Origin of the sequence: Novosphingobium profundi (genome assembly GCF_018491765.1) — a bacterium.
Taxonomy (GTDB): domain Bacteria; phylum Pseudomonadota; class Alphaproteobacteria; order Sphingomonadales; family Sphingomonadaceae; genus Novosphingobium; species Novosphingobium profundi.
On the sequence record NZ_JABWCU010000003.1, the window covers coordinates 409,124 to 422,101 of the forward strand.

The window sequence follows — 12,978 nt, forward strand, 5'->3', positions numbered from 1 at the left end:
ACCCAGGTTAAGCTTCGGAAACCTGCCGAGATTTGCGTCGTTGTTTGCAGAACGGGGGATGGCGTCCGGGTTAATGCTCGGCCCTTGATCAAGCGAGGCTCCACCTGGGGTCTGCGCCAATCGCGTTGCTGGTGAAAAGGAGTAAGCACATGAGTTCAATTCGTTATGCGCTGGCGGCGCCATTCTTTGGTGCAGCACTGGTTCTATCTGTCCCGACCTGGATCTTCATGCACGCCGGAAGCCTCATCGTAGGGAAGGGATCCTCATCGTAGGGAAGGGATAACGCAATGCACCGCAGCCACCTACCCGCCCAGAAGCGCAAGGCCCGAGCAGGAATCTTCGTCGTTGCAATCCTGACTGCCATCGTCGTCGTCATCTTCGTGGGCCGCAACATCTGGCATGCCGAGGTGCAGCACGAAGATCACATGCAGCACCCTGCCGCTGCGAGCGCTTCCCCCTCCGGAACTGGCAATGGGCCGGTATAGCAACGAGAACAGGATGACGATCCAGTCACTGGAAGAGGAATTTCGCGCCCGGATCGAGGACCCTGCGTTTCCTTGCGTCGGTGCCAAATCGGCGCTGGCGAAAGGAACGTTGAAGGTTCTGCATGCCTGCGATCTGACAAGTGCATGGAATGACGTGATCATTCACCGCGAACTGCTGGCCTGGAGCCGTGACTATCGCGAGGGGCCGGAAGGCCTTCGCAGCCTTGCCGTGGTATTCGAGGGGCCGCTCGATTTAAGCGAGGCACGGTTCGAGGCGGCGATGTGGGACCGTATCCAGTCTTTTGCCGACAAGGACGCCTGGCTCGGTCAGCCTTACGACGAGGCAGTCAGTGCGGATCCGGGAGATCCGCATTTCTCGCTCAGCTTCGGCGGCAGCGCGTTTTTCGTGGTCGGCCTGCATCCCAACGCGTCCCGGCCCGCGCGGCGTTTCCCTCGCCCCGCGCTCGTCTTCAACCTGCACGACCAGTTCGAGCGTCTACGGGAGGAAGGTCGCTATGAACGTATGCGCGAACGAATCCTCGAACGCGACGCGGCGATTGCCGGTTCGGTCAACCCGATGCTGGCCCGCCACGGCGAGATCAGCGAGGCGCGCCAGTACAGCGGACGCATCGTGGAAAGCGACTGGTCATGCCCGTTCCGGGATCCACGAGCATGAACGGGCCGCAAGTCATCCCGCCGCGCAGCGGCACGGCCTTCCCGCTGCGCGCGGGGCAGGTGCTCACCGTCACCGACGCCTTGGGCTGCCAGGTGGCCGATCTTCTCGCTTTCGCGGCAGATGACGTGCACGAGGTCATCTCCAATGGCCGCACGTTCGATTATGAAGAGACGGTCAGATTGACCACCGGGAACCGGATCTGGTCCAACCGCTCGCGTGTGTTGCTGGAGATCGTTGAAGACACTGTCGGGTGCCACGACTTCCTGCTCACCCCATGCAGCGAGGCGACCTTCCGGCATTTCTATCCCGAAAGTCCGGTCCATCGTGGTTGCTTCGGCAATCTGGCCGAGGCTCTCGCGCCCTATGGGGTCGAGCCCGATGCGATCCCGGTCGCCTTCAATGTGTTCATGAACGTGCCCATCGACGGGGCCAGCGGACGACTGGAAGTGCTCCCTCCGCCGAGCAAGGCCGGCGATTTCATCCGCCTTCGCGCGGCGCAGGACTGCGTTATCGGGCTCACCGCCTGCTCCGCCTATGCGTCTAACGGCGGAACGTTCAAACCGATTCAGTACGAAATTGGTGCGGGATAAACGCCGTTTGCGGACACCCTGAAACTCCCGATCGTGACACCGGGGACCGGCTGCTTCAATTACCAACCGGGCAGATGCGTGGGCGCCGCTCGCCAAGCCGAAGCAATCCGGCGCTCGTGCTGCCCGAGATGATCGATCCGCTGACCTGCGCGCCCGCATCGATCAGCCCTTGCCGGGATGTGATTGTCAGGATCGGCCGGTTTACGGTTGCGCTTTGGTGGGGTGATGTCCGCCAATTGAGATGAGCGCAAGCAGTAGGTCGCAGGTGCAGGGGGGCCCGATCACCTCATCAGACGACCGGCAGGCTCTGGTCGGCGAACCCCCAACCTTTCAGGGTGCTTGCCCTCTCGACGAGCGTGGCGGCGTCGCGGATGGTGAAGGGGTGGGCATCCTTCATCCTCTCAAGTTCCTCCCAGCCGATCGGCACGGCGACAGGGGCATTGTCCCTTGCGCGGGCGGAATAGGGAAGCACGGCGGTGGACCCGCGCTGGTTGCGCAGCCAGTCGATGAAGATGCGGCCCTTGCGTTTTGCCTTGCTCATCGTCGCGACGTAGCGATCAGGCTCGGCCAGGCTCATGGCTTCGGCAAAGCGGCGGGCAAAGTCCTTATGAGTTTTCCAGTCGTGCCCTCGCTTGAGCGGCACCACGACGTGGACGCCCTTGCCGCCTGACAGCATCGCGAAGGTCACGAGGCCAAGATCCGCAAGCCGCGCCCGAATGTCTTTCGCCGCGGTTATGCATTCTGCAAAATCGAGCCCCTCGTCGGGGTCGAGATCGAAGATCAAGCGGTCGGGCTGTTCCACCGCGTCGGCTTTCGCTCCCCAGCCGTGAAATTCGATCGTGCCCATCTGGACGCAGCTCAACAGCCCATCGACATCGCGGAGGTAGATGTAATCTTCCGAGCCGCCGTCTTTCTCCCTGATGGGCACATGACGGACATGCTCGCCGAACGTGCCGCTATCGTGTTTCTGGAAGAAGCACTTCCTGGCGCGGCCCTGCGGGCAGCGGACCAGGCTGATCGGCCGGTTCGCGGCAAAGGGCAGCATCAGCGGAGCCACGGCGGTGTAGTAGTCGGCGAGGTCTCCCTTGGTCTCTCCGCTACCGGGGAAGATCACGCGGTCACGGTTGCTGATCTTCACGGTGGTTTCCGGCTTTGGCACCGGCTGGGGTTTTTCGGCTGTCACGGCTGCGGCCTTCTTGTCGCCCCTGAGGCCCAGAAAACTGCCGTGGCGGACGCGGCCTTCGCTTGTGAATTCGGTAAAGGCCACCTCGGCCACCAGCTTGGGCGTAACCCAGCTTGCGCCGCGCGCATCGGCGCGGTCGACCTCGAGCGGCGGTGTCTTGCGCGAAAGGGCCTCCAGTCGGGAAGCGATGTCCGCAAGGCTGTCGGTATCGAAGCCGGTTCCGACCTTGCCGCGATAGACGAGTGTCTTGCCCTCGTACTGACCCAGCAGCAGCGAGGAGAAGGGGCGCCCCTTGGCGCTCGATTTCGACCAGCCGACGATCACGAATTCCTGGCGGCGCGTACACTTCACCTTGACCCAGCTCTTCGTGCGGCGCCCGCGATAGGGCGCATCGACGCGCTTGGCGATAATCCCTTCCTGTCCCGCCGCACACATCGCTTCATAGAGCTTCTCGCCCGTCCCGATCAGATGATCCGCGACGAAAACCGGCGGCTCGGATTCCGCCATCAGCGCTTCGAGCCGCTCCTTGCGTTCGATGCTGGGCAGGCTGGCCATGTCCTCTCCGTCCAGCGCGAGGAGGTCGAAAGCGTGGAATTCAAGCGCATCACCGCTCGTCTGGCTGCCATTGCCGCGTTTGAGCACGGACTGAAGGCGCGAGAAGTCGGGATTGCCGTTCGGCCCCCGCGCGACGATTTCGCCATCGATCAGGCAAGGCGGCAGATCGAGCGCGGCGATGTGGCTGGCGAGCGGGGCGAACTTGTCGGTCCAGTCCAGGCCGCTCCGGGTATAAACGACGACCCGATCGCCCGCCGCCGCGATCAGCGCCCGGTAGCCGTCGAACTTGATCTCGTACATCCACTGGTTCCCGGCGGGCACGCTATCGACCAGCGTGGCGAGCTGGACTGGCCGGAAGCCGGGTGGTTGCGGCCGTCGCCTTGCGGTCTTGCTCGGCGGCGTCTTCTTCGCGTTGCGCGCGGCCGACGTCGCCATGACTTTCGCGAACTCGCTGTCTTTCCTCCCCTCCAGCGAAACGACGCCTTCCTTATCGGTCTCGATCTCAGCCATCGTCCGGCCGGTAAGGACACTGGTCAGCCCCTGATCGGTCAAGGCATCGCCTGATTGGGAATAGGCGTCACTGACCTTGCGCAGCAGCCAGTTCTCCCGCTTTTCGCCGGGCCTAGGCTTCATGCGCACGAGCAGCCATTCGCCTTTCATACGCTCGCCGTCGAGAGTGAAGTGGAGATGCCCTTCGTCGAGGTCGCTGGCGCTCTTGCCTGCGACAGGTGCCCATGTGCCGCGGTCCCACAGCATCACGGTGCCGCCACCATATTCGCCCTTGGGAATACCACCTTCGAATTCGCCATAGGAAAGGGGGTGATCCTCCGTGCGTACAGCCAGTCGTTTGTCGTCGGGATCGGCGCTCGGTCCCTTGGTAACTGCCCAAGATTTGAGCACGCCGTCGATCTCGAGCCGAAAATCCCAGTGCAGCCGCCTTGCGGCATGCTTCTGGACGACGAAGCTGTTCCCGCCGCCGCGACCGCGTTTTCCGGCCGGCTCCGCCGTTTTCGCGAAGTCGCGCTTGCGGTTGTATTCCGAAAGCAGATCGGCAGCGGGGTTCGTTTTGCTCACGGTCTGTTCGCATCCTTCCGGCTTTGCCCTGGCTCCTCGATTCGCCGATCCCGGCTCCAGTCGCCTTCCAGGAAATGGAGAACCGTGAGCATTACCACACTGACAAGCGCGCAGATCGTAACCAGCGGCCACTGGCCAGCACCGCAGGCGATCCCGATCACGGCCGTCAGCCACAGGTGAGCGGCGGTGGTCAGATTGTGCAGCTTGCCCCTGGCGAAGACCACCAGCGCGCCGCCAAGAATGCCGACGAAAGCGCCCGTAGCCTCGAAAATGCGCAACGGGTCCATCCGCGATCCCTGACCCTGATCGAACTGCAGGTACAGTGCGATGACCGAGACAGTCATGGCGGCTGCCGACACGCATATAAGCCCATGGGTTCGTAGGCCTGCCGCATAGCCGCGCATTTCCCGATCGAGGCCAAGCAGCGTGCCGAGCACGGCCGCTGTACCGAGGCGCAGCAGCAGTTGCCAATCGATGCCATGGAGCGGAACGGAGCTGTTCAACTCCATCGATCAGGCCCGCTTGCGCGCACGAGCGGCGGAGGACGAAGTCTCTTTCTTCGCAGCGCCTTTCTTCGCGGTGCTTTCCCTCGGAGAACTGGTCTTTTGCCCCCCCCGCTTGGGGGCAGCATCGCCGCCAACGGATTTCTTGAGCGCGGCCATCAGGTCGATGACGTTGCCATTGGACGCTGCGGGCTCCTCCACATCCTCGAGAATGCGTTTGTTGGTCTTCGACTTCGCTTTCTTGTCGATCAGGCGGTGAAGCGCATCGACATAGCGGTCGTGGAATTCGGCGGGCTTGAAGGGAGCGGTCTTCTTTTCGATCAGGCTCGCCGCCAGATCGAGAAGATCGGCATCGGGCTTGGTGTCCTCGATGTCGCGGAAATAGCCCTGCGCCTTGTGAACTTCGTCGGCGTAGCGCAGCACTTCCATCACCAGTCCGCGCCCGCAAGGCTTGATCGAGACGAGCTGCTCGCGCCCGCGAACGGCAAGCTGGCCGAGACCGACCTTGCGGGTCTGGCGCAACGCCTCGCGCAGCACGGTATAGGCTTCTTCGGCCAGATCATCGGCCGGGACGATGAAATAGGGCTTTTCGTAATAGAGCACGTCGATCTCGTCGGCATCGACGAACTGGACGAGCTCGAGCGTCTTGCGGCTCTCGATCCTGACCGCCTCGATCTCTTGCTCATCGAGCAGGACATAGCTGCCTTTGGAAACCTCGTATCCCTTGATGATCTCCTCCCGGTCCACTGGTCCGACGCCGGGTGCGACCTTTTCATAGCGGATGCGCTTGCCGCTGGGTTCATGGATCTGATGGAAGGCGATCGCGGCGCCCGAACGGGTGGCGGGATAGACCTCTATCGGGATCGAAACGAGCGCCAGACGGATCTGGCCTTTCCAGTATGCTCGGGCGGGCATCGGCGAGTCCTTTCTCGCCATCACAAGCCGAATCAGGCCACTTTTGTTCCCGGAATGGCCAGGTCAGGCAGTCGAGCGCAGAAGGGGGTGTGTTCTGGGAGCGGCATCGCGGGAAACGACGACCTTGGGCGGCAATTGAAAGGGAGCCGGGCGGACCGGCTCCCCTCGGCGGTGCCTTGGACATGTCAAAATGCGGGATAGCTGATCCCGTAATAGCCATAGACAGTCCGCCCGTAATCGTCGGTATATTCGGGGGCGTCGGCCTCGCGAAAATGGGGAGCGTTTTCGATCTGCTCCTTGCTGATATTCACCACATAGCCGCCCTTTTCCGTGTCATACGAGAGCATATCCCAGGGAAGCGGATAGTGATCGCTGCCAAGGCCAAAAAGCCCGCCAAACTCCAGCACGGCATAATCGGCTTTGCCTGATCGCTTGTCGACCATGAAGCTGCGGACGCTGCCGAGGCGTTCACCCTGCTGGTTGTAGACGGTCGTGCCTTCCACCTTATCGGAAGCGATGAGGCTGCGTGTCTCGTTGCGTTCCAGTGTATCACCCATGATCTTCTCCTCAAAATGACGATGCAGCGTTGCGCTGCGACTTGTCTTGAAGAAACGGGACACGGCCACCGATCGTTCCGCAATTCGTTGCCCATTCCCTTGCTTGCGACAAACCGGTCCTGCCTTGTGTCAGGCCGATGCTCGGATAGCATTCCGGGGCCTGACCGCGGTGCGTGAAGGAAATCGTTCTTCGCAGCGCGCGCTCTTACAGGCGGAGTTGCAATCGCGTGGCGCTAATGGCCGGAAGCAAGGAACCTGTCCGGCCAAAATCATTATGATCAATGTTAATCAGCCTGATTGGCGATGACACGGTTATGTGGTTTAAAAATTAGACGTTTCAATTAGTTGTATTTTGAAATGGTGCGGATTGGAACAAACCAGACGGCCTGGTGAGGGGAACTATTACTTAGCGTCGCGCCTTTAATCCTCACCCGGAGTTACGCGTCATGTTGAGCGGAAGTACGGAGCTTCGAAAGGAACATCATGCGTATTGCACAGGTCGCGCCTCTAGCGGAAAGCTGCCCCCCCAAACTCTATGGGGGAACCGAACGGGTCGCCCATTTCCTGACCGAAGAACTCGTGAAACAGGGGCACGATGTCACCCTGTTTGCGTCAGGCGATTCCGTCACATCGGCACGGCTTGTTTCTTGCGTTCCGCGCGCCCTGCGTCTCTCGAGCGACGTACGAGATTTTACGCCTTACCATGTCGCGATGGTGGAGAAGGTCCGCCAGCGCCTCAAAGATTTCGATATCGTCCATTTTCATATCGACATGTTTCATTGCCCGGCCATTCGCACCTGGTCCTGCCCAACGCTCACGACCCTGCATGGTCGCCTCGACATGCCGGATCTCTTTCCCTTTTACGAAGTGTTTCGTGACGTGCCGCTGATTTCAATTTCCAATGATCAGCGCCGTCCGCTACCGCCTGTCAACTGGGTCGATACGGTCTATCATGGTTTGCCGCCGCAGCTTCTGCCCTTCAATCCTCATGGCGGTGACTATCTGGTGTTTTTGGGGCGTATCTCACCCGAAAAGCGCCCCGATCGTGCGATTGAAATCGCCGTGCGCAGCGGTCTGCCGCTCAAAATCGCCGCCAAGATCGATCGCGTCGATCTGGACTATTGGCACGGGACAATCGAACCCATGGTCAAGGCCCATCCCAATATCGAGTATATCGGTGAAGTTGATGAGGCGGGTAAGGCCCAGTTGGTCGGCAACGCCGCGGCCTTGCTGTTCCCGATCGACTGGCCGGAGCCCTTTGGACTCGTCATGATCGAGGCCATGGCCTGCGGCACACCCGTTATTGCCTGGCGCAACGGTTCGGTGCCGGAAGTGATGGACGATGGTGTCACGGGCCGTGTCGTCACCACTACCGAGGAAGCGGTCCACGCCATCTACGAGGTATTGCGCCTCGATCGTGCGGTCGTGCGTGCCCGGTTCGAAGAGCGGTTTACCGTTACCCGCATGGCCAATGATTATGTGCGGCTCTACGAGCAGCTGATCAAAGGCAGTTTCCTGCCAGGCCCCCCCCTTGAGCGTATGGCAGTACCGGCAGTCCCGCTGCTGGATGCTGCTTGACCGGGCCGATGCCGGAGCGGCAAACCCAGGCAGAGACGGCGGCCTCGGCAAAGATTGAGGCGCAGGTCCAGCGAGATGAAGCAAAGGTAGCCGACGCGCAATTCTTCGTGCCGCCATCCGCCTCCATTCAGGAGCGGCAGCCGCGTGCCTTGCGCAGTGGGGACGCCTTTGCGCTGTTCGACACGCATGGCGACGCGCTTGGCGCCATGCATGGACCTGAGGGCGTCTATTATCGCGACACCCGGCACCTTTCCTATTGGCGCCTTACACTGTGCGGCGAATATCCGATGCTGCTCGGCTCCTCCATGGACGACCGGGTCGATGCGCTCATCGTCGATCTTACCAATCCGGACATCGTAGGGCGGGACAAGACTCTGATCACGAACGATGCGATACACATAAATCGCACCAAATTCCTGTTCGAGAACCGGATGCACGAGCGGATCGCGATCCGCAACTTCGATGAAGAGGCGCACCATGTTCGGATCGAAATCACCATGGGCAGCGACTTCAAGGACATGTTCGAGGTGCGCGGTACCCATCGCTCGCGGCGAGGGGACAAGCTCGCTCCCCATTTCCCCGACGGCAAGATCGTCCATCGTTATCGCGGCCTTGACGACGTCGAGCGCAAGACGATCATTGCCTTTTCGCCGCACCCGGCGATGCTTCAGGAGCATAGGGCGGAATTCCATCTCGACCTTGCTCCGGGCGAGCGCCGCGTTCTGTTCTGTGCGATCAGCTTCGAGGACGAGCATGAACTGCCGGCCGATCAGGCATTCCTGCAATGTTACCGGGCGCTGCGCCAGCGTCGCCGCTCTCGCAACCAGCAGCGCCCGCGCATCGCCTCTACCAATGCCGGTTTCGATGCCATGGTGTCACGCGCCGTCTCGGATCTTGCAACGCTGACCAGCACCACGGCGGATGGGCTGTGCGCCTATGCCGGCATCCCCTGGTACTGCACCTTGTTTGGCCGGGATTCGCTGATAACGGCGCTCGAACTGCTCTGGTTCGATCCTGCCTTTGCGCGCGGGACGCTGCTGCGACTGGCCGAATTGCAGGCCACCGAGGATGATCCGCTGGCGGATGCGGAGCCGGGCAAGATTCTGCACGAGACGCGTCAAGGCGAAATGGCCAATCTGCGCGAGGTGCCGTTCGGCCTCTATTACGGCAGCGTCGATTCAACGCCGCTGTTCATCCACCTTGCAGGCGAATATCTGCGCCGCACCGGCGACATGGCGGCTATCGACCGGCTGTGGCCGCATCTGCAGGCGGCGCTTGGCTGGCTCGACGACTATGCCGATCGGGACGGCGACGGCTTTCTCGAATATGGCGCGCGCAGCGGGGACGGCCTTCGCAATCAGGGCTGGAAGGACAGTTTCGACGCCATTTCCCATGCGGACGGCAGGCTTGCCGAGGGACCGATCGCGATCGTCGAGATGCAGGCCTATGCTTATGCCGCGTGGCGGGCAGCGGCGGCGATTTGTGCCTCTCGCGGCGATGATGCCGGCGCCTCCCACTGGAAAGACAAGGCGCGGGACATGAAGCGCCGGTTCGCCGAGACCTTTTTCGATCCGGAGCTTGGCTGCTACATATTGGCGCTCGATGGCGAGAAAACGCCATGCCGCGTGGTCGCTTCCAATGCCGGCCATGCCCTGCTGATGGGGATTGCGACCCCGGATCATGCCGATGCCGTCGCCCAGCGGCTGATGGCGCCGGACTGCTTTTCCGGATGGGGCATCCGCACCCTGTCGCGCAGCGAGAAGCGCTATAACCCGATGAGCTATCATAATGGCTCGATCTGGCCGCATGACAATGCCCTGATCGCCGCTGGCTTCGCGCGCTATGGCAGACACGCGGATGCGGGACGTGTTCTTTCCGCCCTCTCAGCAGCCACCGCCTATTTCGATCAGAACCGGTTGCCGGAATTGTTCTGCGGATTTGTGCGCAAGCGGGGGCGAGCTCCTATCCTCTATCCGGTGGCCTGTGCCCCGCAGGCATGGTCAAGCGCATCTCCGCTGTTCCTGGTCCAGGCCGTACTCGGAATGGACATCGACCATCGCAGCACGATCATCTTCAATGGCCCACAACTGCCCGACTGTCTGTCTGCTCTGACTATAGAGCGGATCGGCTGCGGCGCGGGCACCGTCGATCTCGACATCCAGCAGGTCGGCCACGCCACCAGCGTCTTTGTTAAACGGCGAAGCGGTGGAATTACAGTCAACACCTTCAGTTGACCCGGCCACAGGCAGGAGATGAGCTATGCCCAGAGGCGGGCTTTGATGATGTGACCGCCCGGTTGCCGTCGCGGATTGGGATGGCTGCTGACGGTCTTCGCTGCGGTCGATTATCTGACGCGAGGCGTGGATCATCTCAATTTCCCCGGGGTCGGGTGGAACGTTCAGGCCCCGGCTCCCGTTCCCCAAATGACAAGGAGGCGACCGATGAGCGATCCCACGAGGCAGGACGAAAACACCGTTCACTATGAAGGGCCGGCAGGCGGCTGGGGATCGCTGAAAGGCATCAGCCGCATCTACGGCAAGGAATGGGCCACCCCCGCCACGCTTGAGACGCTGGCGCGGCAAAACAAGCCTGGCGGCTTCATGTGCGTGTCCTGCGCCTGGACCAAGCCCAAGCATCCCCACGCCTTCGAGTTCTGCGAGAATGGCGCCAAGGCGACCTTGTGGGAGCTCACCAGCCGCCGCTGTGGACCCGATTTCTTTGCGGAGCATAGCGTCACCGAGCTTCAGGATTGGAGCGACTATGATTTGGAGCAGTCGGGCCGGCTGACTCATCCGATGCGCTACGATCCTGCGACTGACAAATATCTCGAAGTGAGCTGGGATGAGGCGTTCGAGGGGATCGCCACCGAACTCAAGGCCATCGATCCTAAGTCGGTGATCTTCTACGCCTCAGGCCGAGCCAGCCTGGAGACCAGCTATCTTTACGCGCTATTCGCGCGGCTGTACGGCCACAACAACCTGCCCGACAGTTCGAACATGTGCCACGAGACGACTTCGGTGGGGCTGAAGAAGGTCACCGGATCGCCGGTCGGCACGTGCGTACTCGACGATTTCGATAAGTGCGACGCGATCTTCTTTTTCGGCCAGAACACGGGACAGAACAGCCCGCGCTTCCTCCATCCGCTGCAAGACGCTGTGCGTCGGGGCTGCCGCATCGTCACTTTTAATCCCGTGCGGGAGAAAGGCCTGATTGCCTTCGCCAATCCGCAGGAGCCGGCGGCGATGCTGGCAGGCAAGGAGACGCGCATCTCCGAGCTGTTCCTGCAGGTTCGCCCGAGCGGCGACATCGCCGCCATGATGGGACTGTGCAAACATGTGATGGCGCGCGAGCGCAGCCACTTGGCCGAGGCCCATCGCCATTTGCTCGATCTCGACTTCATCGGCCAACATTGCCACGGTTTCGACGATTTCGTCGAACGGATCGACGCGACGGGGTGGGACGAAATCGAGCGCGAGAGCGGTATTGCGCGCGCCGATCTGGAGAAGGCGGCCGACATCTATTGCGATGCGCACAAGGTGATCGGCATCTACGGCATGGGCGTCACCCAGCACGTCCATGGTTCGCAGACCATTGGCATGTTCGTGAACTTCCTAGCGCTGCGCGGCAATCTCGGGCGCGAGGGCGCTGGCATCTCGCCGGTGCGCGGTCATTCGAACGTTCAGGGCCAGCGCACCGTCGGCATCTCCGAGAAACCGGAACTCGTGCCGTACGACAAGCTCAAGGACCTGTTTGGCTTCGATCCGCCCCCCGAGAAGGGCATGGCGACGGTGGAGGCGTGCAAGGGTATTCTCGACGGCAGCGTCCACGCCTTCATCGGCTTGGGTGGCAATTTCGTCCGTGCGATCCCGGAGCGCGGTAAGATGGAAGAAGCCTGGCGGAAAATGTGGGCGACGGTCCAGATCGCGACCAAGCTCAATCGCAGCCATCTCATCAATGGCAAGGCCGCCTGGTTGCTCCCTTGCCTCGGCCGCAGTGAAAAGGACATGCAGGCAAGCGGCGCGCAGACCGTGACCATGGAAGACAGCCTGTCGATGATCCATGGCTCCCGCGGGCATCGCAAGCCCGCGAGCGAGCATCTCATGTCCGAACTCGCGATCATAGCCGGAATTGCCAAGGCGACGCTGCCGACCAACCCCAAGGTCAAATGGGACGAATGGAGGGGGGACTATGCCAAGGTCCGCGACCTGATCGAGGCGACCTATCCTGACAAGTTCGAGAAGTTCAACGAGCGGATGTTGACGCCGGGCGGCTTCTACAAGGGCAATCCCGCGCGTGAGCGGATCTGGAAGACCGAGAGCGGCAAGGTAGAGATCACCGTGCCGGACGGGCTGAATGCGTGCGGCTTCGCCGACAAGCCGGGCCGCTATCGGCTCATCACGCTGCGTTCCAATGATCAGTTCAACACCACCATCTACGGCTTTTCGGACCGAATGCGCGGGATTGAGGGGCGCCGCGACGTGCTGCTGATCAGCCTGGACGAGATGGCGAAGGCGAACCTTGCGGAAGGTCAGGTCGTCGCGCTCGAAACTGACGCCGAAGACGGCGTTCACCGCGAAGTCGCCGGGCTGACAGTTACCCCGTTCGATCTTCCTCCGGGCTGTGTCGGCGCCTACTATCCCGAAGCCAACCCGCTTGTGCCGCTCGACCACCACGACTGCCTATCGAAGACCCCGGCCTATAAATCGGTACCGGTACGGATCAGGCCATGATCCGCCCGGAATTTCCATCTGGCCTGCCCCTGATCGTGATACTTTCGCTGGCAATTGGCGGCGTATGCGCTCGTCATCGCCGTGAGCAAGCGCGCACGCAGAGGATGTGAATCATGAATCTGGTCTGGCCAC

At 61.6% G+C, this 12,978-nt stretch carries 10 protein-coding genes; 5 read left to right on the plus strand and 5 right to left on the minus strand.

Going from position 1 to position 12,978, the window contains the following annotated elements; genetic code table 11:
- Window positions 1–302: 302 nt before the first annotated feature.
- Window positions 303–647 carry a hypothetical protein gene (locus HT136_RS26575; protein ID WP_343222108.1) on the minus strand — a complete coding sequence of 115 codons (345 nt, stop codon included), beginning with the start codon at window positions 645–647 and terminating at the stop codon, window positions 303–305.
- Here HT136_RS26575 and gntA point away from each other — a divergent pair.
- Window positions 538–1,161, plus strand: coding sequence for a guanitoxin biosynthesis heme-dependent pre-guanitoxin N-hydroxylase GntA (gntA, locus tag HT136_RS04325; protein ID WP_343222106.1), 624 nt, complete (start codon window positions 538–540; stop codon window positions 1,159–1,161). The genes HT136_RS26575 and gntA overlap by 110 nt on opposite strands.
- On the plus strand, window positions 1,158–1,751 hold the full coding sequence (locus tag HT136_RS04330) for a DUF1989 domain-containing protein (RefSeq protein ID WP_214198198.1): 594 nt from the start codon (window positions 1,158–1,160) through the stop codon (window positions 1,749–1,751). Before gntA ends, HT136_RS04330 begins: the two co-directional genes overlap by 4 nt.
- Before the next feature lie 289 nt (window positions 1,752–2,040).
- On the opposite strand, the gene ligD is transcribed toward HT136_RS04330, so the two are convergent.
- The 4 genes from ligD to HT136_RS04350 form a co-directional block, all read right to left on the minus strand.
- Window positions 2,041–4,563, minus strand: coding sequence for a DNA ligase D (gene ligD, locus HT136_RS04335; protein WP_214198406.1), 2,523 nt, complete (start codon window positions 4,561–4,563; stop codon window positions 2,041–2,043).
- A complete protein-coding gene (locus HT136_RS04340) occupies window positions 4,560–5,072 on the minus strand; it encodes an MgtC/SapB family protein (protein WP_214198199.1) in 513 nt (170 codons plus the stop codon). Before HT136_RS04340 ends, ligD begins: the two co-directional genes overlap by 4 nt.
- 3 nt (window positions 5,073–5,075) lie before the next feature.
- Window positions 5,076–5,981: a non-homologous end joining protein Ku gene (gene ku / locus HT136_RS04345; RefSeq protein ID WP_214198202.1), complete on the minus strand. Its 906-nt coding sequence runs from the start codon at window positions 5,979–5,981 to the stop codon at window positions 5,076–5,078.
- 185 nt (window positions 5,982–6,166) lie between these two features.
- Window positions 6,167–6,538: a PRC-barrel domain-containing protein gene (locus HT136_RS04350; RefSeq protein ID WP_214198205.1), complete on the minus strand. Its 372-nt coding sequence runs from the start codon at window positions 6,536–6,538 to the stop codon at window positions 6,167–6,169.
- Between the two features lie 483 nt (window positions 6,539–7,021).
- On the opposite strand from HT136_RS04350, the gene HT136_RS04355 reads away from it, so the two are divergent.
- From HT136_RS04355 to HT136_RS04365, 3 genes are all read left to right on the plus strand, one after another.
- Entirely contained in the window at window positions 7,022–8,116 is a 1,095-nt protein-coding gene (locus HT136_RS04355) for a glycosyltransferase family 4 protein (protein ID WP_214198207.1), read from the plus strand.
- Complete coding sequence (locus tag HT136_RS04360; RefSeq protein WP_246543328.1) at window positions 8,113–10,350, plus strand: amylo-alpha-1,6-glucosidase; 2,238 nt, start codon at window positions 8,113–8,115, stop codon at window positions 10,348–10,350. The genes HT136_RS04355 and HT136_RS04360 overlap by 4 nt, the downstream gene beginning before the upstream one ends.
- Window positions 10,351–10,557: 207 nt before the next feature.
- The gene (locus HT136_RS04365; protein WP_214198408.1) at window positions 10,558–12,846 is read left to right on the plus strand and encodes an FdhF/YdeP family oxidoreductase; all 2,289 of its coding nucleotides are present in this window, start codon (window positions 10,558–10,560) and stop codon (window positions 12,844–12,846) included.
- The last annotated feature ends 132 nt before the right edge of the window (window positions 12,847–12,978 follow it).

What these genes read in the sequence shown, in the direction of transcription:
- HT136_RS26575 (WP_343222108.1), bottom strand. Translation starts at nt 647, where the DNA reads ATGATCACGTCATTCCATGCACTTGTCAGATCGCAGGCATGCAGAACC.
- HT136_RS04330 (WP_214198198.1), top strand. Translation starts at nt 1,158, where the DNA reads ATGAACGGGCCGCAAGTCATCCCGCCGCGCAGCGGCACGGCCTTCCCG.
- HT136_RS04340 (WP_214198199.1), bottom strand. Translation starts at nt 5,072, where the DNA reads ATGGAGTTGAACAGCTCCGTTCCGCTCCATGGCATCGATTGGCAACTG.
- ku (WP_214198202.1), bottom strand. Translation starts at nt 5,981, where the DNA reads ATGCCCGCCCGAGCATACTGGAAAGGCCAGATCCGTCTGGCGCTCGTT.
- HT136_RS04350 (WP_214198205.1), bottom strand. Translation starts at nt 6,538, where the DNA reads ATGGGTGATACACTGGAACGCAACGAGACACGCAGCCTCATCGCTTCC.
- HT136_RS04355 (WP_214198207.1), top strand. Translation starts at nt 7,022, where the DNA reads ATGCGTATTGCACAGGTCGCGCCTCTAGCGGAAAGCTGCCCCCCCAAA.
- HT136_RS04365 (WP_214198408.1), top strand. Translation starts at nt 10,558, where the DNA reads ATGAGCGATCCCACGAGGCAGGACGAAAACACCGTTCACTATGAAGGG.